This window comes from Butyrivibrio sp. DSM 10294 (genome assembly GCF_028539135.1).
Taxonomy (GTDB): domain Bacteria; phylum Bacillota; class Clostridia; order Lachnospirales; family Lachnospiraceae; genus Butyrivibrio.
Window position 1 is genome coordinate 24,990 of the sequence record NZ_JANSWL010000078.1, and the last position, 25,436, is coordinate 50,425.

Here is a 25,436-nt window from a genome sequence, read left to right on the forward strand (position 1 = left end):
GCTTATAAAAACGCAATGGATATAGAATAGTTTCCGCTTTTCTTTACAATTTTTGTGCATATCCAACAAATATCACTCTTCATTTTTGTACATCTCTTTAGTAACGCGTCTCCATGTAGTACCAATTCTCTCCAAATTTTTTTATACTCACTATGAATTCATCTTTGATGAATTTCATTATTTACTATCCTGGAACTTATCAATTACCTCATATATAGCTTCATTGGGATCATCTACCATCTTAATCTCCGTATCCAACTGAAGCACCTTAGTCTGATCCTCATCTCTCATCTCCCATTCAGGAAGCCCATCTCCATTGGGATTGCCGGTCTTGGCAAAGTTCACCCAGTAGCTCTGCATTATCTCAGAGAGCTTGTAATCCTCCTCATCGTAGAGGCCGGGATGTCTCCAGAGATTGCCGTAGGCATAGGGAAGCTCGCCGGCGTGATAATTGGATAGGGACTTGTTGGTCTTGGTGAAGTTATATTCATAGCTTGGGCGCCCCTGCTCCACCATCCATCTGTTCCAGACATGGTGGGAATATGAGAACCACATGGCGCTGTAGGCCACGTTAAGAGCTCCCTTGGCTTCTCCCATGGCATCAACAATGTAGTGGTGGTCTCTCTGAGGGGTATCATAGGGAACCACCTGTGCCAGCTCCTTGGCGTAGTCCTCGATATCCTCTGCCAGGAGTTCAACATAGTTCTCCTTAGTTGCCTTTGTACCCAGCATAAAGGCATCAGACTCCTTAACATTGAAGCCGTGTAAAAGAGCCTTCTCATGATTTTCACCCTTAAGATATGTCAGATAGGGCTGCTCTGTTATGGCGTAGCCGTCAACTGTCATGGAGCCGTTATGGGTTGCTGTCTTAACAAGTTCCTCTGCGGGGATGTTTCGAAGATCCTGGGAAGAAGCTGCGTTGAATTCCTCTCTCACCTTATTTCCCGTCTCAACTGCATCCTCATAGCTTCTGAAGGTATGGAAAGGCACCTTCATGGAAATACCGCTGGACTCTGCTATGGCATATTGGAAAAGCCCTTCAGACAAAGGCGAAACACACAGCGCATTCACACTTGAAGAACCGGCTGATTCTCCGGCAATTGTTATTCTATCCTTGTCTCCGCCAAAGGCTTCGATATTGTCATATACCCACTGAAGAGCTGCTATCTGATCAAGAAGTCCGTAGTTACCTGTTGCTGCGTTCGGAGACTCCGCCTTGAGATCGTCGGCGGTATAGTAGCCAAAGACACCGAGTCGATAAGCGAAGTTAACAAATACCACTCCTCTTTTAGCCAGGTCCTCACCTCTGTACTCTGAATAAGAGGGCGTACCTGTGGTAAGTGAACCTCCATGAATATAGATTATTACAGGAAGAAGCTCATCCTCTTGCCTGTTCTCCGGGGAAAAGACATTGAGATACAGGCAGTCCTCACTGACTTCCTCTCTGTACTCATCTCCGAATCTGAAATTGTATTCATTCCAGCCAACGATATGGGATAAAGAACTATATAGTTCCGAGTCTCTTTTCTGCATTGCCATAGGTCCGAAATGGTCGAAGGCTCTTACTCCCTCCCAGCTCTCGGGAGCCTGGGGTTCCCTGAATCTTAAGTCGCCAACGGGAGCTGCAGCGTAGGGAATACCTGCATATACCTTAACGGAGTGATCGGCGTTATATACCCCGGTCAGATCACCCTGATCTATTGTTATTACGTCTGTCACATCGGGATTTTTGTTATCGACGGCAGGGACTCTCTTAATGGGAGGCTCTGTCACTTTGAGATTCACGATAAGCACAAGTATGAAGCATGCCCACAGGATAAAGGGGGTCTTTTTGTCATACCTGTCCTTCTTAATAAGATATACCCTGCCTATTATCATGGCTGCCATTGCCAGAATAGCCACGATCCAGCCGGCAATAATGTTCTTGGACAGCTCAAGTATTGCAATATATACTAATCCGATTATCAAAACAAATATTGAAAATGCCATAATCGTACCTCCATTCTTCTTTGGAGTATAATCCATATCGGTTTAAATTGCAATTGCAAAATTTAATTGCATATAATTTATTTGCAGAATGCCAAAATTCTGGTACAAAAGCCCTGATATACGTTATAATATTATTAGTATATATACAAAACTGTTAACAACGTCGGAGGTAGTTATGCCACAGGGAAGAGAAGATCTTATCCAGTCACTTGCCAAATCCATGGGTATGGGTGATGCTCAGAAAAAGAGCTTCAGTTCAGGCAAATACAATGCCGAGACCGGAGCAATGTACTGCAATGGTCATATGATAACCAAAGCTACCATCGAACAGGCAAAAAGCTATTTTACCACCCAGTACAGAAGACTTGCGGAAAAAGACGATGAAGGCGCCAAACAGCTTGCAAGCCTCTATGAAGTTGCCATGGAATCCATCGGCATGGTGGCGGACAGCTCCAAGTCCGAGGGCGAATGATCATTTATCCTCCACAAACAGCGTCCTGTACTCTCCCGGGGCCATTCCCTTCTCATCATGAAAAACTCTGTTGAAACTGGGAATGCTCTTAAATCCGGAGTACATTGCCACCTCAGTAAGAGTCATATTGTTATGGGATAGCAGCTCCGTGGCCTTCTCCATTCTGATCATATTGAGCCACTTGCTGTAGTTCATCCCGGTAATATTCTTGAATATCCTTGAGAAATAATCCCTGCTTATACCTGCCATTTCGGCCATTGCTCCCTGAGACAGATCATCTGCCGTCAGGTTATTTTTGATGTAATCCGTGACCATCATCATGCGTCTCATGACGTCATCTTCATAGGCATTCTGGGAATTAAGGTTAAGCTCCGGCGACAACTCCTCTCTGTGCTCATCCAGAATCAGCATAAACTCCATAAGAAGCATACAGCACTTAAGCTCCCTGTTGGCTCCGCCTGAGAAAAAGATGTCTCGCATCTGCATTGTGACCTTCCTGAGTTTCTCAGCCAGTTCAGGATGTGTGTTGATACAGATAACATGCAGATTTCTGTAGATATGCATTATCCTCTGAAGGTCAAAAAGAGTATTCAGGAAGGCATTACTGAACTGCATCACAAGGGAATCTTTCCTGTCCGCATCCACTATGGCATGCATCTCCATGGGCCAGGCGATCACAAAATCCCCTTCCACCAGTTTGTAGGTACTCTGATTGACCTTAAACACGTTGGTGTCTCCGGGGCCCACCAAAATGATCTCCCCATAGGAGTGCCAATGAGTCTTATAACTTCTCTCCTTGTAACCGGAGGACATATTGAAGGCGCTGCTGTTGTCAAAATCATATATCTCGTACTTGCTGTAGTCCATCTTACGGGCTTTGTCCATCGCTTTATTCTCCCACTGCCTCATAGGCGGTATAGTATGTTTCAATCCTGTCAAATCTGTAATAGGCATCGCCCTTAATGGATGCGGCGCTTCCGGGCTCTATGGAGACTAAGCCGTTATTCTGGGGAATCATCCAGATACAGTCCACCAGCTCATTTCCGTCAAAAAACAGAACATAGGCATCCACCTTGACTTTTTTATCACTTACGTTGTTGGCGGTAAGCACTGTCGTGCCCCCTTCAACCCTGGAAGATACCGCCACCTGTTCGGACATATCCTTCTCATAGGGTGCTCTTCTCGTCACTGAGAACTCATACATATCGGGAAGCTTACCGGCCAGCTCTGCCTTGTCGAACCTTCCCTCAAATATGAACTTGGCCCCTTCTTTTACAACTTCAACAGTCTTTTCGGAAACTGCCAGTTCCTCACCCTCCTCGTCCCTGGCAATAAACCGGCATTCATAACGATACTCCTCATCAGTCTTATTCTGTAAGACCAAAATTGGATTACAGTTATGATCATCCTCTCTGAAGTACTGTCCAAGAAGCATTGTTCCCATGGGAAGGCCGCCATAGGAGGGAATAGTATCATCGGAGGGTCCTACCCTGTCGGCTCCGTAGCCGCTGTTCTTATCACCATTGCTGTCTATGCTCTCAAAGATACTGTCCGGATCCACATCTGCAAAGAACACCTCGTTAAGTATGCCCTTTTTACCGGAGCTTCCTTCTGAACTCTCGTCCAGGCTTCCATCACCTGATGCATAACCATAGTCCTCAGTACTTGCCACCTGAGCCGCATCCTTTCTGGCTGTTTTCTTGGCCTCTGCCAGTGAATCAACAGACGCGCCCTCTGAAACATAATAGATCTCATCTCCGTCGAGGCCTCTGTTACTCTTTTCAAAAATGCCTTCAGCAAAAAGACCGTTTTCCTTCAGAAGGAAATCCATATCAAAGCCCATATTTGAATAATTGTCGTAGATTATCTGGGTGAGGAAATTAAGTCTCTCATCCTTTACCCTGGGAAGTCCCAGCCCATAGCTGTTGATATACATGATAAAGGGAAGAATAATACCCACAGCGGAAATTGCCATGGCTCTGGCAGCATTAATAGACTTTTCCCGCACAAAAAGAAAAGTACTCAGACCAAATGCAATTATTGACGGAATTATTCCGATAACTCCAAAAGATGTCAGAAGTCCACATATAGAAAGCACAATTGCAAGAACCACCATTTGCACCAATTTCCTCTCATTTTCTGTGCATTTTCTACAAAAATTATTTCAAAATAAATGTCAATACTTGTATCAAAAAAAATTAATACTACAATATATTGTAGTTAAAAACATAAATTTTGTTAACGTTATTTAGTGTTTTTAATGTATTGTGTGGAGGGTATGAAATTATGAATAACGCTGCTACTTTAGAAGCTCTGGATTCTCATGTAATTCGCAACATTCTTCGTTCTATGGCCAATGAACACTGGTCCGTAGCCGAGGCACTTGATGAATACGATATCCCCGAGGAGCTCCGTGAAGAATACGAAGCCCGCATCGAGGAATGTTTTGTTGACTGATTGATATCTGTTCTTTTTACAGAACTTCAATCTTGAATACTACCGGGAGATCGCTCCTATACTCTGTTTTGATATGAAGCCCGGCTTCATCTCTCTTGAACACTGTTTCCGATCCATCTCCCAGTACTGTAACTTTATTAATGATTCCGGAGAACCCGCCGCTGTTAGCGGCGTTTTTTTCTGTCTCAAAGCTCTTAATGAGATACTCACCGTTGTCAGCGCACTTAAGGGCTGTTGCATAGATGCAGCCGTTATTTTGTGTGAATCTGAAGTCCTCGGGAGTATACTCGGGCTTTTTCTTATCGGTAAACTGACCGCCTTCTGTCTTGGTGGGGCCTTCGCAGGTGAACTTATAGCATCTGCTGCCGTAGATAGCTTCTCCATTCTTAGAGAGCCACTCTCCCACTCCCAGAAGGGTCTTCTTATCCTCTTCGGATATGGTTCCGTCAGGCTTTGGTCCAACGTTAAGGAGCAGATTGCCGTTCTTGGATACTGCATCTACCAGGTTAAATACAATCTCCTCTGCGTCCTTATATTCATTGTCGGTAGTATAGCACCAGGAATGTCTTCCTATTGCCGTGTCAGTCTGCCATACGTAAGGCTGGGCTGTGGGGAGCTGTCCTCTTTCCACATCAGGAACGGCACATCCAAAGGCAAAGGCATCGTGCTTGTAGTTGATAACGCCGCACTTTCCGATTTTTTCCATCTCATTGTAATAATATGCTGCCATTCTCTGAAGGTAAGGCTTCATGCAGGCTTCCTGTATCCACCAGTCAAAATAAAGAACCTCCGGATGATAGTTATCAATGATCTCCTTGGTCCTGTTAAACCAATCCTCCATAAACTCTGCTGTGGGTGCAGGCTCCGCATAGAGATTGTAATGATCCTCAGGCTCCTTCATTGCAGGCCAATAGAGGCTGTCAGGTCCGATATCCTCGGTGATGTCACTGTCAAACTCTTTACCATGACTCATGAAGAACCAGTGCTCAATCCTGTGGGAGGAAGCACCTATTCTCATGCCCTTCTTCTCAACACTCTTTTTAAGCTCCCCGAGATAATCCACCTTGGGCCCCATCTCATAGGCATTCCATTTGGAGATGCTGCTCTTGTACATCTGGAAGCCGTCGTGGTGCTCCGCAACGGGAACTACATATTTTGCTCCCGCCTTGGCAAAAAGCTCTGCCCACTCATCGGCGTTAAACTTCTCCGCCTTGAACATGGGAATAAAATCCTTGTAGCCAAAATCCTTGTGGGGACCATAGGTCTTGACATGATGCTCAAACTCCCTGGTTCCCTGAATATACATGTTTCTTGAATACCACTCATTGGCATAAGCAGGGACGCTGTAGATTCCGAAATGGATGAATATTCCGAATCTCGCATCCTGATACCACTGTGGTACTCTGTATCCTGATAATGAGTTCCAATCCGCTGTGTAAGCCATATAACCTCCGTTTTACCAATATTCTATTGTTTACGTTATTCCATATTACGGTTATTTCGTGTTTCCTTTAGTCTTATCTTTTTTAAGAAGATCCATCCCGACGTCATATACCTTGCCCTCCACTGCATCATGGAGCCATGCAGCCTGAGTTATCCCATCCTGGTTAAAAAGAAGGAAATGGGGCTCCCTGACGCTGGTATGAACCGTTCCCCCCATGGTTATCAGAGGAATCCTCCAGTCATTTATGAACATTCCAAAGGCCGGAGTGATGGCCTTGAGCTCTGCCACCATGACCTTAAGCTGCTGATAATATTCTTCCTGAACATCTGCATCGGTCTTGTACTTTTTGTGTACAATATCGTTATAATAGGCGCTCAGAAGATAGTCATGACTGGAGCTGGAATACAGATACCTGAACCTGTCTCCGAACCTGCTGTAGAGGTCCTTGTACCATTCCAGGGTAATATTGTCCCCGTGGATAGGCTTCCAGAGGGACTCTTTGCTCATCCAGATGTTCTTGGCGGTCTTCCTCCAATTCTTGTATAGGAGCTGTCCGCTATCGGAAAAAAGCGTGATGTTTCGTGCCTTTGGATAGTAGTCCTCCACCACTTCTCCCGCAAGAGCCGGTACAGCGAAGGCTCCGGCGGAATTACCGGCTATAAGAAGGGTATCCGGCTTAGGAAACAGCTTTTTTGCCACCTGCATGCTCTGCAGAAAGTTCACATAACCGTGAAAATGAAGAACCTCATCCCTGCCGTCCTCGGTCTTGTAGGGATAGTCGTTGTTTCCGATATGAAAATCCCCTGTGGCATAGGTTATTACCACAAAGCTCCACTCCTTAAAGGGATTCTTATCCGTAAAGACATCCGTGATTCCCACGTTGATGTTCATGATCTGGGTAAAGGGTCTTAGGTTATTCCAATAATAATTGGGAAGTCCTGCCGCCACCTTGCCGCCTGTAACAGGCCTTGCGGCGGTGTACTCATTCCACGCAACTCCTCCCCCCGAGAAAAAGATGCAAAGCTTATCCGGGTCCCCAAGCTTTACATAGATATAATATTCCGAGCCATCCCCGGAAAGGCCCTTTTCAAGAGGCACTCTGTACCAGGTCAGCTTCTCAGGCTCCTCCGGAAGATCGTGGGCTTTGAATCGCCCCTCTTCCACAGCTTTCCCCAGCCTGCTCTCCACAAAATCTCCAAGCCCCTCGGCAAAAACAATTCCTCTTTTGAAATTCCTTTTGGTGAGTCGGTTTTTTATGCTCATAGGTCAACCTTACATGTTAAACATTTTTTGTGATGCATTCTTCAGATCCCTGAATCTGAAAATCACCATGGCAACCCCCAGGATCAGATAGATCATAATGCTGATGCCCGCAGGCCATGGAAATTTGTTCATTCCGTTTCTGATGAATATTATCTGGATAAGAGACATCAGAATATCAAATACTATGTACAGTGCGTACTCGTCAAGCCTGAGTTTAAGCACCTTGGCTATGATTATTGTGGCGATCGCCAGCCCTATCAGAGTTCCGGGCACCATCCACACAAGGCTCCAACCCAGGAACCCCGTTTTCATATCGATATAAATATCAACAACAATAGCAACAAATACCTCCCAGGTTATAACCTTAAGAAGGTTGTTCCTAAGATACAAGGTGGTTATGATCGTAACCCAGCCTGCCACTAATCCCAGCATTACAACTCCGATAAAGGAGTGCTCTCTGTGGGTCATAATATTAATGGTTTCAAAAATGATCTCCAGCGCTATGAAAAGAAAGGTGCACATCTTCATAAAAGTGATATTGCTGACCTTATTCATTTTTATCCTGGGAAAAGGAGGCTCCATCTGAAGTTCCGAGTCCTTGAGCTGGCCCTGACACAGTGGACAGCACCTCTTGTTTCCTCTTATATTAACCTTACATTTGGGACAATACTGCATACTAACTTACTCCTCGTCATAGTCGTTTCTGCTAAGAACCACCTCAACTCCCAGCTCCGTAAGGCATCTGAAGAAATTGAGCATGATCTTGTGGGTCTTATAGGGCGAAACCTCTCCAAATACCATTCTGTCCTTGAAAGAACATACGCATACCTGCTGGGAGGAGGCTGTCATGAAGGCTGAGAAACCCTCGATATAATCCTCCACCTCCTTGGGCATCTTGATCTGACCAAGGTTGGACATGGAACTGGTAACTCCTTTTTTCGCCGATCTGTCAAAGAAACCGATACCGATATCCTTAAGGGGAAGGGGTATCATCTTGATTCCGAAATTGTGCTCCAGAGCGGCATAGGAATTCATAGTCTTCTCTATGCTGTCGGAGGAAAGCTTCTCCTTGAAGTCTCTGGCAACGGGAGTTATGATGCTCTCCAGCTCGCCGTTGTAGTCTGCCGGATCGTAATCAATATTGATTACGCCAAAAAAGTTCCTGGTGGTTCCGCTGTTAAAATACTGTCTGAGATTAACCGGCACGCTCACAACCACATGTCTTCTCTTCTGGAGTCTGTTCATGCCCTGAATAACGGCTTTGATATAGATTGCCACACACAGAACACCAACTGTGGTGTTGTAACTGTGAGCCAGTTCCAGGAATTTACCTGCGGAAACGCAGCCCTCCACAAGATGTGGAAGCAGGTAATCATCCAGCTCACCGCTGACCTGATAGGCCTTGGTGGATGACATTTCCTTGAGCTGCTTAAGCCCCTTTTGCTTGCTGTAATAATCCCCGAAAGCATCTCCCGTTTTTTCCTCGACGGAGAAATCATCCGTGGGTTTGATGTTCTCATCAAGATTGTGACGAAACTGAAGATACCTGGTCACCATGCTCTTAAAGAACATGAAGGCTCCTGTTCCGTCCGCCAGCACATGGAACATCTCAAGATTTATTCTCTTTTTATAGAAATTGACTCTGTATAGCAGGTTCTTATGTCCCGGGATATACAGCGGCATACAGGCGGGAGTATGTTCCTCCTCCACCACTGCCCTTAGGTTACTCTCCTCCAGATAATACCAGAAGATTCCTCTGTGAAGTACGCAGTTAAAAAACGGAAACTCCTCTATGGTCTCATCCAGAGCTTTCTGCAGAGTCTCCAGATCCACATTCTCCTTGAGTTCGCAGGAGAGTCTGAAAACTCTGGTGTTGGCCCCCTTCGCCGATGCGGGTATTATCTTTGCCGCATTATCAAGTTCATACAAGTTTGTACTTGCTGCCATTAAAAAATATCTTCCTCACTTAAGTTTATAGATGTTCAAGGCGCTCCGTAACTATGTCCATGGCACCTTTACTCATTCGATATATTACATCCTCAAGGGATATGAATTTCTTATTCCTTATGAACTTAAGGTATCTGGGCGTAAAACGCATTTTGATACCCTTAGGTTCAATGCCTGCATTAACCTTGTCCTGAATGGTTGCGCAGGTGTCTGCCGGGTCGTGAGCCAGGCTCTTACTTAAGATACACAGAAGTGTCCCGGCAGTTCTTACGAAGCCCTCGCAGTTGGGATCGTCAGATACATCAATTGACTGCATGGCTCCCACAGACCATTTTTTCAGGTTTCTGTAGATACCGTATTCGCAGTCCAGCTCCACCAGCTTTTCATTGATGCTGTCATAGAGCCATACTTCATTGCCCTTGACGAACATGTCACTAACGATAAAAAGCTCATCCTCAAAGGGGAATTTGACGCCCACATTATCGCAGCCGGTGAGAAGTATGTTTGCATTTACTTCGCTCACCAGATCCTTTTTCTCAAAATCATCCTCATCTATTGTGAAATTGGGTGCTGAGGCCTGTTTCAGTTCTTCGGCAAAAATGCTGTCCGCAGGTTCTTCATCCCTGATCTCTTCATAGACTTCGTCTGCTTCCTCGAAGCCCACATCGGACTTGTTATCTCCCTTTTCCTCAATCCTGCCCTTTGGCGCATTGTTTACAAGAAAAGAGCCAAAGCCCGGAGTCTGCACCGTAAATCTGTCACTTCCGCACTCCTCAAAAGGTCCGGCAACGGGATATCTCCCTCTTTTTCTTCCGAAGTAATCCGTGTCAAAGGATATCTCGGAGCCGTCGGGGTTCTCAAATCTCTGCTCCGGTTCAAAGGCAAGGCCCAGGAGCTGGGTATTCACCGGTATTGTGAAGTTCCTTGGCAGGAACTCATAGAGATTGGTGTGAAGTGTGTATCTGCCTTCGTTCTCGTCCATATAGAAGCTGATCTTATGGTCATTGTCCACATGAGCGGTCTCACCTGTGCAGCATCTTGCGCCGTTAAAATATGCATTGCCGCCAAAATAAACAGGCAGTCTGTCATAGTATACATCTCTTGGACAGTGTTCCTCAACATTAAGCCCGTCAAATCCCTTAAAATACTCAGAAGGTGACGGAAAACTGTTGTAGGGCACTGTACCGCAGATGAAATTGTTTCTGTCCATGGTATCTGTTCTGTTCTCCACGCAGAAATCCACCAGGTCCTGTCTCACGGTCTTTTGCACAAAAATATTGTTGTAGAATCTGGCATCTCCGTGAAGTATGGTCATAAAGCCCGCAATCTTGGTAGAGTGAGGCAAATGATAGGGCGTATATCTGTCGCTGGCAAATTTCTTGCCGCCGTTATCGCACCCCTGTCCCACATAGCTAAAGGAGCCTGCGATCAGGTTATGAACAAAGGCTATACCCTGTGTACTGATCCTGCCCGCAATGTCCGACAACATAAGGTTGTGGTCAATAAGCGTAGGCCCGTGGGATACCTCCACAAATATATCCTCACCAAGGGACAGTCCGTTGTCGATAAGAGTCCCCTTGGGCGGCACGTTGTCATGCAAAAAGTTCTGACTTACTCTCGTGCCCTGGGCCTCCCAGTCCAGCCAGATTCCTCTTGTGCAATGGTCAATGTGATTGCGCCTTATGATTGTATCAATTGCAGCATGGAGCTTGATACCGCCTATCTCCGCTCCAGCCAGATCATGTTTGTTGTTGATGTGATGTATGTGGTTATCCTCAATGATTGAGAAAGCACCGCCCATATGGCCCACGATTCCGGTCTGACCGCAGTCATGGATATCGCAGCGCCTTACAATATGAGAGCCCACCGTCTCCTTGCTCCAGCCCTCATTGACAGCCTGACATACGGCGTCCCTCTGGGTCTGGGTTCCATCCTTGACGAAGGTGGTGGTCCACTTGTTGTTACTGCCTCTCTGATAGTATTTTCCAAGGGAAATTCCGCTGCACTTGGATTCATAGATATCACAGTCCTCGATTATCCAGCCCTTGGCCCAGTTAGGACCTATCATTCCCTCCTGGTATGCAGTTGGAGGCGCCCACTGAGTTGCAGCCTGTCTGATGCAAAAGCCGGACACAGTGATATAGTTTATTCCTGATTTTTCAGGGAAAAAGCATGCCTTCCTGACAGAGAGCTCCACATTTTCCCTATTGGGGTCCTTGCCCTGGAAGTTAGCATAAATAATAGTCTCACCATTCTCCCTTGCTGTAAACCATGTATACACGCTAAATTCAGGATCCCAGGATTTTTTGCTCTTCTCGGGATGCATACAGGACGGAATATCTTGAACTTCATACATGGACTTGCCATCAAGGTACAGTTCCCCCAGGTGTGCGGGACTATTTTTCATCCAGCACCAGTCGCCGCTTACTGCCTCTGCATAAGGGTTGAAACTCCCAAAAAAGCTGTCCGGAATCCTTACTCTGTACAGGTTCTCAAAGGCTTCCCACCCGGTAAGTTCCTCAGCACCGGTAATAACAGCCTCGCCTCTTGCGGTGCTGACATAGGTTATTCTCTTATCCTCAGTGCCGGAGTTCATGGGTCTGACATGTTCCCTGTAAATACCCGGTGCCACAAAAACAGTATCTCCGGGGGTTGCAATATTCGCAGCCTCCTGAATAGTCTTAAAGGGATGCTTGATAGATCCGTCTCCGCTTCTTAGCACATTACCCGCTACATAAATCTGCATACGCCCCTCCAATCTGCTTTTCTAATATCTACATATTCCTTAGATCTGCTTGTTTATTTCCTTAACAACATACTTAGTCCTGATAGCTTCTTTGACAAGACATCTCAACGCATTTTTTCTGCTCTCGCAATGAACTAATCCGTTATCTTTGTTATAAAATGCTTCCATTCCGTCATGCATTATTTCGTTGGTATCACCATCTAATTTCTGCTGGGCCTTGTTTGAATTGTATCTTCCGATGCGGGCCTTGAAGGTATAGGGTGACTGATATAGCTTATCGGGTGTGCAGGCATAGGTCTCAATGGTATAAGTTGTCTTGCCTGTTGTTCCGAGATTTGCTCCTTTATGAGCATCATATTTGGAATATTCCCTGTATGTTTCCTTAAGCGATTCAATCTCTTTCGGTGTAAGGGAGCCGTTTTTCTTTCTCTGCTGATCCAGCTGCATAAGCTTTTGGCGATCTGCGTCCTTAACCTCCTGCTCTTTTCCTGAGCTATCAAGCATATAGTCCAGGTGACTTAACATCGCATCAAGAAGCCCATTGGGATCTGCCTTGGCCAGGGCGTTTAATTTATACAGAAAACTCTGTCTGGGCTGCCTTCCCACATGGCTGTAATATAAGTCCTTCTGATAGTGCACATTATCAAAACAGGACGAAAAACATGGCATCTCCTCATCATCAAGATCCATATCCCTTATCTGTTTAAACTCGGCTTCTGCCTGAGTCACCTCCTTCTTCATCTCATTGATGATCTCTTCATATTCAGCTTTTGTTATGGGCTGCCCCGCAACCTTAATGCTTTGTACTTTCGGGTCGTTAAAGAATTCATCTACATTGATCTTCTTCATAACGTCTGCGCCAACAGCAAGTCCCAAAACTCCTACATCCGGAGAGCTAACCATATTGTCCTCATTACCCAGATAGATCTTTTTAAAGTCCTCGACAATATCAACTGCATCATTATGGGCATAATGCTCAGCATGCCTCCTGCCTTTGCGCCTGTATTCCGCAGTCAGCATAGTCTTCACAGCATCGAACAGAACCTCATCACAGGTAAGTTCAAATTTCTCTTTATCAGATCTTTTTTGTTCCAAGGTAAAAAGCCTGTCCAGCCAATAGATCAGGTTTTCCTCCTCTTTTTTGCCCACATCCAGCTTCATCTGACCGTTTTCATCCATTGCGAAATAGGCTATAGCCTTAAATACTGTCTTCATGGTCTTCCTTAAGGGAACGGGCTTCTCGATGGGGTTACCCTTATCAAGTACTGCAAATTCAGGAAGTGACGGTCTAAGCTCAACAATTCCGTCCTTACCCTGAACCTTCTTGGTACATAGAAAACCGCTGCTGGTAGCGACTATCTCTGCAGCTTCCTTCTCCGTTACATAGGTATGCTCCGCAGAACCGCCGTACTTTTTGAACTCCTCAAAGGTGATATTGTTACCGACTGTATTTGTAGCATAAGTCATCTCCATAGCCACCTGCGAGTTATACTGCTCCTTCATGAAATCAAGAGCGCTCTTAAGGGCAGGAATATTCTTAAATTCACTGCTAAAGGCCTTGAAGACCTGATCCTGAGCCGTTCTGAAGATCAGCTTATCTTCACTTCCGGCATCTTCTGCATATCTGTCTCGCAGCTGCTGTCCATAGGTTTCACTATGTACCATACAGGTTGCAGCCATCTGCAGAAACTGTCTTGCATACTGGGTTCTTACCTCATCCCCGACATTGTTGTCATTCTGCGCTTTCACCAGCTTTTTATAGGTGTCATTTACATTTGCATCCGCTAAAAGAGCTGTCTTGACGTTCATTCGGCTCTTTTGCCCGGTCTCCATCTTTACGGTGCCTTCAAGCCTCTGATATTCGTTTTTATCACCGGCTTTTTTATTTTCCTGCAGGTTATCGATCTCCTGCTGCATTCCGTAGATAGCAAAGCCGTCCTGCTCTTTGTCCAAAATGTCCTTAAGGGATATGGTGCCATTGTCTTTTATTCCGTCACGCAGGTATCCCCACATAGTGCCTGAATGAGTAGATACAAGGTCTCTGATGTCCCTGACAGCCAGGTGTCTGGGAAGATTCATCTTCTTTCCCTTGAGATAGTCTATAGCAGTGGAGGTGACTTTTTCGCTGAGCTTATGCAATTTCTTAAGGTCTTTGGCGTCAACTTCCATATTGTCAGGATTCAGACCTATGAATTCAACCGCCTTAAAATAATTGTTAAAGGCTCTCAAAAATGCGTTGTAGTCCTCATGGGAGCCCCTTCCGGCTTCCTCAAGATTAGTCTTAAGCTGCAAAAGCTTATCAAGCCCCTGCACATTTTTGCCGGTGGCACGCCTGAGAGCCCTTCCGGCCTTGGCTCTCATATCAATTCTGAAGGCACTCTCGCAATACTTTACGTACTCATTTCCTTTTAATCCATAGCCGATGGCCTTAACCTTATCAGAGCGGCTAAGATTCCCGCCGGTGTAAGTACCAACATTCTGTATGTCCACCTCAGCTACGCCGTTGATGATAACAGGGCGCACCAGGGTAATGGCATGGTTCTGCCTTGCAGCTATCATGGCCGCATAGGCTCCCAGAATCTGCTTCTCCTGCTGTTTGTTTCCAGAACCCTTGTAGCCGTATTCATCTGAAACGTATTTCTTAATAGGTTTTCCGTCAACATACAGAAAATCTACGGTCTCCTTTGATCCTATCTCCCGGAAGAACTTCTTCTCTGTATCTGTGGGATTGCTATCAATGCCGAAATGCTGGTTGATCTTTTGAATGAACTGCCTGCCGGTCTCCAGCATCTGGTCATCAAAAGCGCCCTTTTTAACCACTGCGGCGGCATTATTAAGCAAATTTCCAACCTTGATCTTATCCTTCTGAACAAGTGAAGGATAGTCCGTATATCTCTTAAATCTCGTAGTCTTGTCATGAAGCGGTGCTAAGATTTCCTTATCAATTCCGGAAAGGGACTCATCAAGACTTAAGTCTTTTTCATCCTCTTCCCCCAAAATGCTCAATCCTTCTTCAAACAGATCTTCGTTTTTCTTGAGAAGACCACTTAAAGAAGCGTCCTTGCTTACATCTTCGCTTATCTTGTTTGACTTTTTTTCAAGAGTCTTATTATTAGACTCCCGGAGCTTCGGAACTGTCATGATGTTTTTAAGAAGTTCCTGACTCTGGTCGGCACCGGTATTGATACCGCCCTTATTTACCTCTGTTACCTTTTTGCTTAGACTCTTCTCGTATAGATTCTTAGTATCCATTTTTTCCCCTCATATAAGAAAAATGATTTTAGAATATATAGTTATGTTGCAGGTTCGTCATTCCATCTATGTTTTCAAGCAATCTGTGATAACGTTCGGCCCAGACCGGTATTCTGACATAGGCATCTGCCCCCAGAACCTCCTCGCAGACAATCAGTCCGGTATTTATAAGCCCTGCCAGAACTGAAGCATCCTCAATTTTGGAAACAAGGATAATTGGCTCACTGCTGCCATCGGAACAATATAGCATTATGCCTTGCACAGTTCCATTTTTGGTTGCAGCCAGACTGGCTTTCTTAAGTATCCCCCCGGACTGAAGAAAGTCGCCTTCTATCGGAACCTCAAACCTTGAAATGATTTTCGTGACATCATCCAATTCCGTATCACTTAGCTGCGTAAACCTCTTAATATCGGGATTGTTGTAATCCCTGCTAAAAAGTCCCGATTCCCAGAAAGATCTCAGCCGGCCACGATAGATTCCTTCCAGCTCAGTATCCTGGGCGGCTCCTATGGACTCCATAAACGACATTAACGCATCGCTCTCATCATAACCTTCAAGACAGGACAGCACAGCCGGAAGCTCCCTCTTCTCCAAAAGAGACTGCAGAGCCTTAACCAGCATGGTTCCGCCTCCTTGCCTTCTGTACTTCTCGTCAACGTATAGCGATTGTACCTCAAATACATCTCCGTTTGTTATCGCACCTACCAGCGCACCTACAGCAATATTGTCCTTACTAAGACCTATAGCAGTCATGGGCACACCATTTTCGATAGCCTGATAGACATCCGGCATTATCATGTTTTTGTATAGCTCCCTGGTCGGAGAGGTTATCATCTTTACCCTCATTTTTTATCCCTTTATAGTCAATTTGCCTCAACACGCACCAAATTAATTATACAATATATTCCATACAAAATTCTTTTCTCATACAAGAAAAATATATAGTATGATTAGATAAAGAGTACATATACGGGGGAAATACAATGGCCAGAATGAAATTCATTTATGCAATATCCATACTCGCAGCATTTATACTTGCCGGAATAATAATAAACGTGGTCAGCTCTTTGTTCTAGACCACGTTTAAACTCTGCATATTCTGTTGTCACTCCTTCGCTGCCTGATTGTACAGATCAAGATCAGCTCTTGATATAAATGCCTTAAGAGAGATCGGAGCAGCGTAGTCATACTGGGCAATTCCAACGCTAACGGTGATATTGTAGCTAAGTCCCAGATCCTGTGTCATTCTCTTGATATTGTTCTTGATCTGATCTGAGAGCCAGACAGCCTCAGCCTTGTAGGCCATCTGTGCAATTACCACGAATTCGTCTCCACCATATCTTGATACAAAAAATCTGTTTCTTGGACCCTGACAGGCACTCTTAATGGAATTGGCAACTCTTACAAGGGCTCTGTCACCCTCAAGTCGCCCATAGGTCTCATTGATATTTCTGAAATCATCAATATCCACCATCAGTACAAAAAGAGACATGCCGGGTTCTTCATTTCTCATCTTCTGAGCCAGATATTTGAACATCTGATGTCTGTTGTTGATCTGGGTAAGAGGATCAAGAGATATGAGATTATCCAGCATAGTAATGTAAACATAGTAGACCGCCACAACTGTTCCGTAACATACCATGGGGATTCTCCAGTACTTGGCCTGAAGCGCTCCCATTACGATAGGTGTGAGCGGAAACATACCGATCATGAAATATATATTTCTGTCAGCATATTTATCCTTGTTGAAGGCTCTGTAAAAAGCCTTGACTGAAGCCGCTATCATATAGCTGAAGGGAACTATAACAAGGATCAGATAGAGCTTACCCCCCACCAGTTTGCCGTTTTCATCAATATAATAAACAAGACCTGTCCTGTAAGCGGAGACACACAGGATTCCGGATATCCATACCGGTATGCTGAGAATAAGCCTGGTGATGTCGTTTTCCACAGACTTATCGTTCTGAATCGCTTCCGAGAGAATATACCATAAATACGCGCCAACACTCAAAAGCAGATAAGTAAACAAATTGGATAAGTACAAAAGTGACTTGGATTCTCCCAGATAGCCCACATCCACCAGGGCCCAGAAAATCTCTGCGCAGTAATACGCAATCAGAACAACGACGATATTCCCCAATATCATCTGTGTAAACTGCTTATTGACGCCTTTGGCAATCTTGATGCCGATAAGACCGATCAAAAGTATACATGCTATGTGTGCTTCAATATAGAAATTAACGTACCCCAAAACTACTCCTCCAAATAATCGTGCGTAACATTTATTTTAACATGAAACAGGCTAAAATTATCATTATCTGCAAAGAGTTTATACATTCTTTATAATTTCCCATGAATGCAATAAGACGAAGGCCGTCACGGCTTTCGTCTTACATCCTCGTAATAATGCTATTATGTTATGCTCCGCCGGCTATAGCCTTAAGAGCCTCAAATTCCGAATCATAAACACCGCCCATGGCATCCAGATCCTCCCAGGTGTACCAGGCTCCGCTAAGCTGCACACCCCTTATGGAAACGTCTGTAGCTATAACCATAAAGGGTTTGTGATTAACCACAATGTAGCATTGCCTGTTAAGACCAAAGGGAGTCACAAAAACATGGCCGGTATCTATCAGGTGATTTAGGTCTTCAATAGAGACCTTTTTTGACAACAGTTCCGTTCTTTGCATGCTCAGACTTCCTATTCCTATATTCTTCCCGATATAGAATAATTATACTATCTGGCCTTATTAGTGTAAATTCGTTTATATTTATTTAAGATTCTGTGTTTTTACATTACATTTTTTTGGAATAATCCCTCTCACCGAAGATTCCTGTTCCAACTCTTACGAAGGTGGCACCTTCCTCTATGGCTATCATATAATCGCCTGTCATACCCATTGACAGTGTGTCCATCGGAGCAGGAAGGAGTTTCTGCTCATTGATACTGTCTCTTAACTCTCTCAGTCCCTTGAAGTATACTCTGTTACTCTCCGGATCATCGGTATAAGGTGCTATTGTCATAAGTCCTCGGATATTAAGATGCGAAAGAGAGCTTATTTCCTTCACAAAAGGAATAACCTCTTCCGGAGCAAGTCCGAACTTGGTATCCTCATGAGCCATATTAACTTCAAGAAGAACATCTATCTTAAGATCGTGCTTGGCAAATTGCTTCTCAATCTCCTCCGCCAGCTTGATGTTGTCAACGGAGTGGATCATGCAGGCCATCCCCGGCAGATACTTAACCTTGTTGGCCTGAAGATGACCGATCATGTGCCAGTCAAGATCCTCGGTGATCTCAGCATGCTTGTCCCTCATCTCCTGAACCTTGTTCTCTCCAAAGACCCTTATTCCGCATTCCATAGCCTCTCTTAAAGCCTCAACGGGCTTGGTCTTGCTGACAGCAATAAGGGTAACCTCGCTTCTGTTCCTTCCTGCCTTGTCACAGGCCTTTTGTATGTTTTCTTCCACAAATTCAAGATTTTCTTTTATCATGGCTGCTCCAATCACTATTTAATGTATTTTTTTGTTATATAATGCAGTTTAAATACTACATTTTGTGTTTCCTTTTTTATCAGGATATTATATCATAGAATTGATACAATGTTACAATTCAAAAGGTATCCTGCATGAATGTAAACGATATTTCCAACGGCTCGGAAGTCAAAATCCATGCTTCGATAAACGGCCACAGCCTTGTACTTATGACTGAGGCTATTTTTGGTGTGTCGGCAGGCCTTCTGGTAAAGCCCATGGAGTATTTTGGCAAATACATGCAGTTCCTGGAACCCTCTCAGATTGAAATCCGCAACAAAAGAGACGGGCGAATCTACAAATTCATGTCAACCACCATAACTCCGGTCAAAACCCGTTACGGCAATTTCCATCTCATCAGATGTTCCTCCAAACTTGAACCGGAGAATTCCAGAAAATCAGAACGCTTCTATATTGAAAAGCTGGGGCTTCTGTCCGTTAACGGCAACACTAAGACTCTTTATAACTGTATCGTTCACGACCTTTCCATGCGAGGAATATCCGTCATCGTGGACAGATCGGTACAGCTAAGGATAGGCGACAGGCTGGATATCAGGTTCCGCTATGGCGCCACCCTTCACAGCTATGAGGTCAGCACCATCGTGGTAAGGCATTTCATGGTTCAGGACAAGACCGCCGTGGGCTGTGCAATCTCCAATCTCAACGTGGATCTCATCAGCCTTCTTACCACCAAGCGCAGGGAGAAATACACTCCCCTCGGAGAATCTCCCGGCACAGATCTTAATCCTGAGATCAGCGAGAGCCAGCAGATAGAGCATGTTGAGCAGGATCTGGCCGCTCAGACAATTCCCGCCAGGAATAAGTCCGGCGCCGTCAGGATCACCGATGAGAATCCCTTCGCACCGGAGCGTCTTGAACATGTCTCCGCCGAGAAGACTCTTAGGCAGAAGCGCAGGGAGGAACGTCAGGCCAAGGAAGCTGAAGAGATTGCCAACCTTCTGGATCTTCGAAATATGTAATGATATCAAAAGACCAAGGCATGTCACATGTAGTGATGTGATTGCCTTGGTCTTTTGATGTTCACAAATCGTTTTCTATTGTTATATCACTGATACTGTATCAGAAGCGAACCTGCTTCTCTACCATTCTGACAAATTCAACGTTATTTCTTGTCTTGGAGAAGAGATTGATGCACTGGTCTACAGCATCATCTGCCTTCATGCCGTTAAAGCCCTTACGCAGGTTGTTGATAGCTGCAAGCTCCTCTGCGGAAAGAAGAAGATCTTCTCTTCTGGTGGAGGACTTGGGGATATTGATAGCAGGGAAAATTCTCTTCTCCTGGAGCTTTCTGTCCAGAACCATTTCCATGTTACCTGTTCCCTTGAACTCCTCGTAGATAACGTCATCCATCTTGGAACCTGTCTCAATAAGAGCTGTGGCAAGGATTGTAAGGCTGCCGCCCTCTCTCATGTTTCTGGCTGCACCAAAGAATCTCTTAGGCATATGAAGGGCTGCAGGATCAAGACCACCGGAAAGTGTTCTTCCTGAAGGAGGGACAACGATGTTGTAGGCTCTTGTAAGTCTTGTGATGGAGTCAAGAAGGATAACTACATCCTGACCGTGCTCAACAAGTCTCTTGGCTCTCTCCATAACCATCTCGGCAACTCTCTTGTGATGCTCGGGAAGCTCATCGAAGGTTGAATAGATAACCTCTGCGTTAGGTCCCTCTACCTCTTCCTTGATATCCGTAACTTCCTCGGGACGCTCATCAATAAGAAGGATGATAAGGTGAATATTGCTGTTATTCTTAAGGATTGACTTGGCAACTTCCTTAAGAAGTGTTGTCTTACCTGCCTTGGGAGGTGATACGATCATACCTCTCTGGCCCTTACCGATGGGGCTGATAAGATCCATGATTCTCATAGCAACGCTGCAGCCGGGCTGCTCGAGTCTGATCCTTGAATTAGGGAAAATAGGTGTCATATTCTCGAAGTTCCATCTTCCCATGGCAACTTCGGGCTTGTAACCGTTAACCGTATCAAGTCTGGAAAGAGCAGCAAACTTATCTGTCTCCTTCTTGGCTCTGCATCTTCCCTTAAGGATATCACCGGTCTTAAGGTTGAACTTCCTGATAAGGCTGGGTGCCACATAGACATCATTTTCACCCGGAAGGTAGTTCTCGCATCTGATGAAACCGTAACCGTCCTGCATTACCTCAAGAATTCCGTCTGCGTTATCTCCGTCTGCCTCATCCTCAAAATCAGCGGATTCAGCTTTCTTAACCTCTTCAGTCTTCTGTGCTGTCTCCTGTGATTTATCGAATCTTCCCTCGGGTCTTCCCTCAGGTCTGTTTTCGGATCTGCTTTCAGATCTGCTTTCAGATCTGCTATCTGATCTGTTCTCGGATCTGTTATCTGATCTGTTCTCGGATCTCCCCTCCGGTCTTGCAGGTCTTGCCATCTCCTTCTTATCAGACTTATTCGTTCCGGAAGTGGTAACGATAACCTTCTTTTTCTTAAGAGGCTTCTTCTCCTCTGTAGCTTCCTTGGGCTGCTCTTCCTTCTTGGCAGCGGCACTTTGCTCTGCTTCCTTCTGGTCAAGCTCACACATCAGGTCGATGATCTCAGACTTCTTGAGGGCGGTGGCTCCCTTGATGCCTCTCTTCTTGGCAATCTCCCTGAGGTCAGTTAGTTTCAGTGTTTCATATCTCTCTCTCAAAATAACTCCATTCTGCGCCTAAAGGCACTGTTGCATATATGTTTAAGCTATGTTTCTCTCTACTATGTTCTGTTAGCACAAGTGGGAATAATAAACGACTGCATAAATGCATTTGTTTAAGAACCATAAATAATCAGCTATATTATAAAAAATACACCATTTGGAGACAAAAATCAACATAGACTTTAAAAAGACAGATAAATCAAAAGCAGACAGGCATCAGTAGGGACCTTATTGCCCGCTGACGCCTGTCTGTTAATCACATAAATTCTTGAAAATCATTATAAATATCAGAAATTTCCATACAATATCTTTGCAAGCTCTGAGTTCTTGTCGAGTATTATCGTCTTCTCTCCCTTAAGTGACTGCTTAAGTGTATCAAGTCCGCGGATAAAACTATAGAACTCAGCCTTTTCCTCTGTATCATAGGCCTTGGCAAGTGTAGCCATATAAGCAGATTCACCCTCAGCTTCAAGAACTGCAGCATCCTTCTCAGCCTTAGCTGTGATGATCCTTACCTGCTTATCTGTCTCATTGTGAATCTTCTGGGCCTCAGCTTCACCCTCAGCGGTATAAGCTGCTGCGATATTATTTCTCTCTGAGATCATACGCTCATATACAGCCTGCTTGTTGTCATCCGGAAGATCCAGAGACTTGATCTGAGCCTGTACAATGGTAATTCCATAGCCTGACATATCAGAGTTGGCTTCCTGAGTGATAAGAGATGTAAGCTGCTCTCCTCTTGCCTCAATAACTTCATCCTGAGTCATGGAAGAGATGGCATTCTTGGTAGCATTGTACACAGAAGCCTCAATTCTCTCCTCTGCCCTGTCGCTGATGGCGTTAAGAGTCTGCACGTACTTAAGAGGCTCTGATACCTTCCAAAGGACATAAGTGTCAGTGATCATTGACTTCTTGTCCTTGGTAATAACATCAGATGCAGGAATATCATACAGTACTATCTTGGCACTGATTGACTGTGTATCGTCCACGAAAGGAGTCTTGAAGTGAAGACCGGGCTCAGTGGCGATGGCTATGATCTTACCGAATCTTCTTACGGTAACATACTCGTTCTGATGTACAACGTAACCTGCGGAGGAGATAACTCCGATCACCGCTATTACAGCTATTATGATAATTGCTTTGATAATTCCATTCTTTTTCATAGTATACTCAGCCTCCCTTAATTGTTAAAACTATCCAGAGGCAGCATCTGCTCTGTGTTTCCGTCAGTGATTATAACCTTGAGATCAGGAAGTACATCCTCCATGGTCTCATAGAAAAGTCTCTTCTTGGTGATATAGGGCTGAAGCTTGTACTGCTCATACATCTCATTAAAACGGGCTACCTGACCCTCGGCTTCTGCGATTCTTGCCTGCTTGGAAGCCTCTGCGTCCTGAACGATCTTATCAGCCTCTGCCTCTGCCTTGGGAAGCTCCTCACTCTTATACTTCTTGGCATTGTTAACAGCTGTCTCCTTGCCCTGCTTGGCAGTCTCAACAGACTTGAAGGCCTGAACGATTTCCTGTGTTGGCGGCTCTGCATCCTGAACTGACAGGTTCACAACAGTTATGCCTATGTTGTTGTCCGCAAGCTCCTTCTGAAGCTTCTCCTTAACCTCGGACTGAATCTGTCCCTTGGCTGTGGTTATAACATCATCAACCGTGTAATTAACCACTGTATTTCTGATATTGGCAAGAGCCATATTCTTCATGACCTCTGCCGGATTCTCGGTGTTATAAAAAGCAGCCACCGGATCGCTTACCTTGTACTCAAGGTAGAAATCAATATCAACAAAATTGAAATCGGAGGTGATCATAACTCCCTCATCATCAATCGTGATGTTCTGACCGTCCTTGATGACATATCCGATTCCTATGCCATGGGTTGTCATATCAACCAGATGAGCCTTCTGGATAAAAGGAACCTTAAAATAAAGTCCTGCGGTATCGACCCTTATTACCTTACCGAACATGGTAAGGATTGCCTGCTCCTGCTCTTTTACCTGATAGAAGCTCTGTCCCAGACAAAGCAGTAAAAAGAGAACGATAGCTCCGATAATGATGCCTCTTTTGACACCCTTTGCTGCGGAGCCTTTACCGCCCCCTCCATTGGGAATGTTGTTAAAATTCCCCTGAAAAAACTGACCATTGTTATTCATAATATTCTCCTTTTAAAAAACTATGCCGGCCCACATATTATGACTGCAGGCCGGCAATTATGGTTACATATATGTAATACCGATTACTGGAAATTAGTAACCAGTGCTACAATTCTCAGTGCAAACAATACAAATACTACCCACATTACAGGTGAAATATCCTTGGCCTTCTTGGTAGCAACCTTAAGAATAACCCATGCGATAACCGCAAACATGATACCTGTAGCGATTGAATATGCAAGAGGCATCATAACTACTGCAAGATATGCACCTACAGAATCAGCAATGTCTCCGTCAAACTTAACCTTACCGATGCTCATAAGCATCAGCATTCCTACATAGATAAGTGCAGGAGATGTAGCGAATGAAGGTATAGCAAGGAAGATAGGGCTAAGGATCAGGGATACAAGGAACATAACGCCTGTTGTAAGGGCTGTAAGTCCTGTTCTTCCGCCTGCAGCTACGCCTGCGCTTGACTCAACGAAGCTGGTGATTGTTGATGTACCAAGAAGTGAACCTGCTGTAGTACCAACAGCATCTGCAAGGAATACCTTACCAACTCTGGGAAGGTTGCCCTTCTCATCAAGAAGTCCTGCCTTGTCGGCAACACCTACTACTGTTCCGACTGTATCAAACAGATCTACATAGAGGAAACTGAAGGTGATGGCAAGGAACTGAATGATATGTGAAGCAGCCCATCCAAAATCAAGCTTGAAGGCTGTTTCTTTGATGCCATCAAATGCAAGGCCACCCTCGAAGGAAGGGAAAAGGCTTGTTCCCTCAGCAGGAACATAAATGCCGCAGGCCTGAAGGATCATACCAACGATCCAGATTGCAAGGATACCGATAAGAACAGCACCCTTAACGTTATAGTGAACCAGTGCTGCGATAACGATAACACCGATAAGTGCAAGAACAACGTCAAGATTTCTGAAGCTTCCGAGATCAACCAGTGTAGCATCGCTGTTTACAATGATGCCTGCGTTCTGCATTCCGATAAATGCGATGAAAAGTCCGATACCTGCAGAGATACCGAATTTCAGGTTCTGAGGAATGCTATTGATGATCTGTTCACGGAATTTGAAGAATGAAAGAAGGATGAAAATAATACCTTCAACAAAAACTGCTGTAAGAGCGATTCTAAAAGGCTCAGCCTCATTAGCCAGCTCTCCGAGGCAGACTGTATAAGCAAAATAAGCGTTAAGTCCAAGGCCTGCTGAAAGTCCGATAGGATAATTGGCAAGAAATGCCATGATAAAGGTTGCAATGGCTGATGCCAGTGCTGTTGCAACAAATACACCATTCCTGTTCATGACGGTTCCCAAAATGTTAGGGTTAACAGCCAGAATATAGGCCATGGTAAGGAATGTGGTGAGACCTGCAAGGATCTCTCTTTTGACTGTAGTGTTGTGCTCCTTGAGTTTGAATAGCTTCTCCAACATACTTTTTTCTCCTCGCTGTGCGTTAATGGTTTCTATATACAAGTCGGAT

At 44.9% G+C, this 25,436-nt stretch carries 20 protein-coding genes; 3 read left to right on the plus strand and 17 right to left on the minus strand.

From position 1 onward, the window contains the following. Positions 1-177 precede the first annotated feature (177 nt). Complete coding sequence (locus NXH67_RS10900; RefSeq protein ID WP_272797400.1) at positions 178-1,989, minus strand: carboxylesterase/lipase family protein; 1,812 nt, start codon at positions 1,987-1,989, stop codon at positions 178-180. Positions 1,990-2,164: 175 nt separating this feature from the next. Between NXH67_RS10900 and NXH67_RS10905 the strand changes: the two genes are divergently transcribed. Next, entirely contained in the window at positions 2,165-2,461 is a 297-nt protein-coding gene (locus NXH67_RS10905) for a hypothetical protein (RefSeq protein ID WP_272797401.1), read from the plus strand. Here the strand turns inward: NXH67_RS10905 and NXH67_RS10910 are convergent, their stop codons facing one another. Both NXH67_RS10910 and NXH67_RS10915 read right to left on the minus strand, forming a co-directional pair. Further along, the gene (locus NXH67_RS10910) at positions 2,462-3,346 is read right to left on the minus strand and encodes a helix-turn-helix domain-containing protein (protein ID WP_272797402.1); all 885 of its coding nucleotides are present in this window, start codon (positions 3,344-3,346) and stop codon (positions 2,462-2,464) included. Between the two features lie 4 nt (positions 3,347-3,350). Next, positions 3,351-4,559: a hypothetical protein gene (locus tag NXH67_RS10915; protein ID WP_272797403.1), complete on the minus strand. Its 1,209-nt coding sequence runs from the start codon at positions 4,557-4,559 to the stop codon at positions 3,351-3,353. Between the two features lie 188 nt (positions 4,560-4,747). On the opposite strand from NXH67_RS10915, the gene NXH67_RS10920 reads away from it, so the two are divergent. After that, on the plus strand, positions 4,748-4,918 hold the full coding sequence (locus NXH67_RS10920; RefSeq protein WP_022777107.1) for a hypothetical protein: 171 nt from the start codon (positions 4,748-4,750) through the stop codon (positions 4,916-4,918). A 16-nt stretch (positions 4,919-4,934) separates the two neighbouring features. Here the strand turns inward: NXH67_RS10920 and NXH67_RS10925 are convergent, their stop codons facing one another. From NXH67_RS10925 to NXH67_RS10970, 10 genes are all read right to left on the minus strand, one after another. Continuing rightward, positions 4,935-6,362 (minus strand): alpha-L-fucosidase, encoded by a 1,428-nt coding sequence (locus tag NXH67_RS10925; protein WP_272797404.1) that lies wholly within the window; start codon positions 6,360-6,362, stop codon positions 4,935-4,937. 51 nt (positions 6,363-6,413) lie between these two features. Beyond that, positions 6,414-7,625, minus strand: a complete 1,212-nt coding sequence (locus NXH67_RS10930; protein WP_272797405.1) for a pectin acetylesterase-family hydrolase — start codon at positions 7,623-7,625, stop codon at positions 6,414-6,416. A gap of 9 nt (positions 7,626-7,634) precedes the next feature. Further along, complete coding sequence (locus NXH67_RS10935; RefSeq protein ID WP_022777104.1) at positions 7,635-8,300, minus strand: DUF6320 domain-containing protein; 666 nt, start codon at positions 8,298-8,300, stop codon at positions 7,635-7,637. Positions 8,301-8,306: 6 nt separating this feature from the next. Further along, the gene (locus NXH67_RS10940; protein WP_272797406.1) at positions 8,307-9,572 is read right to left on the minus strand and encodes a hypothetical protein; all 1,266 of its coding nucleotides are present in this window, start codon (positions 9,570-9,572) and stop codon (positions 8,307-8,309) included. Between the two features lie 25 nt (positions 9,573-9,597). After that, positions 9,598-12,318 carry a right-handed parallel beta-helix repeat-containing protein gene (locus NXH67_RS10945; RefSeq protein WP_330676680.1) on the minus strand — a complete coding sequence of 907 codons (2,721 nt, stop codon included), beginning with the start codon at positions 12,316-12,318 and terminating at the stop codon, positions 9,598-9,600. A 39-nt stretch (positions 12,319-12,357) separates the two neighbouring features. Further along, on the minus strand, positions 12,358-15,570 hold the full coding sequence (locus NXH67_RS10950) for a hypothetical protein (protein ID WP_272797407.1): 3,213 nt from the start codon (positions 15,568-15,570) through the stop codon (positions 12,358-12,360). Between the two features lie 28 nt (positions 15,571-15,598). Beyond that, the gene (locus NXH67_RS10955; RefSeq protein ID WP_272797408.1) at positions 15,599-16,417 is read right to left on the minus strand and encodes a GNAT family N-acetyltransferase; all 819 of its coding nucleotides are present in this window, start codon (positions 16,415-16,417) and stop codon (positions 15,599-15,601) included. A 259-nt stretch (positions 16,418-16,676) separates the two neighbouring features. Continuing rightward, positions 16,677-17,822 carry a GGDEF domain-containing protein gene (locus tag NXH67_RS10960; protein WP_022777100.1) on the minus strand — a complete coding sequence of 382 codons (1,146 nt, stop codon included), beginning with the start codon at positions 17,820-17,822 and terminating at the stop codon, positions 16,677-16,679. A 166-nt stretch (positions 17,823-17,988) separates the two neighbouring features. Continuing rightward, positions 17,989-18,261: a hypothetical protein gene (locus NXH67_RS10965; RefSeq protein ID WP_022777099.1), complete on the minus strand. Its 273-nt coding sequence runs from the start codon at positions 18,259-18,261 to the stop codon at positions 17,989-17,991. 106 nt (positions 18,262-18,367) lie between these two features. Further along, a complete protein-coding gene (locus NXH67_RS10970) occupies positions 18,368-19,066 on the minus strand; it encodes a YggS family pyridoxal phosphate-dependent enzyme (RefSeq protein ID WP_022777098.1) in 699 nt (232 codons plus the stop codon). A 134-nt stretch (positions 19,067-19,200) separates the two neighbouring features. On the opposite strand from NXH67_RS10970, the gene NXH67_RS10975 reads away from it, so the two are divergent. Then, positions 19,201-20,085, plus strand: a complete 885-nt coding sequence (locus tag NXH67_RS10975) for a PilZ domain-containing protein (protein ID WP_022777097.1) — start codon at positions 19,201-19,203, stop codon at positions 20,083-20,085. Positions 20,086-20,185: 100 nt separating this feature from the next. Here the strand turns inward: NXH67_RS10975 and rho are convergent, their stop codons facing one another. The 4 genes from rho to NXH67_RS10995 all read right to left on the minus strand — a co-directional run bounded on the left by rho (position 20,186) and on the right by NXH67_RS10995 (position 25,384). Then, positions 20,186-21,784, minus strand: coding sequence for a transcription termination factor Rho (rho, locus tag NXH67_RS10980; protein WP_272797409.1), 1,599 nt, complete (start codon positions 21,782-21,784; stop codon positions 20,186-20,188). A gap of 290 nt (positions 21,785-22,074) precedes the next feature. Further along, the gene (gene hflC, locus NXH67_RS10985; RefSeq protein WP_022777095.1) at positions 22,075-22,950 is read right to left on the minus strand and encodes a protease modulator HflC; all 876 of its coding nucleotides are present in this window, start codon (positions 22,948-22,950) and stop codon (positions 22,075-22,077) included. A gap of 17 nt (positions 22,951-22,967) precedes the next feature. After that, a complete protein-coding gene (gene hflK / locus NXH67_RS10990) occupies positions 22,968-23,945 on the minus strand; it encodes an FtsH protease activity modulator HflK (protein WP_022777094.1) in 978 nt (325 codons plus the stop codon). A gap of 83 nt (positions 23,946-24,028) precedes the next feature. Continuing rightward, positions 24,029-25,384: an NCS2 family permease gene (locus NXH67_RS10995; protein WP_272797450.1), complete on the minus strand. Its 1,356-nt coding sequence runs from the start codon at positions 25,382-25,384 to the stop codon at positions 24,029-24,031. Positions 25,385-25,436 lie beyond the last annotated feature (52 nt).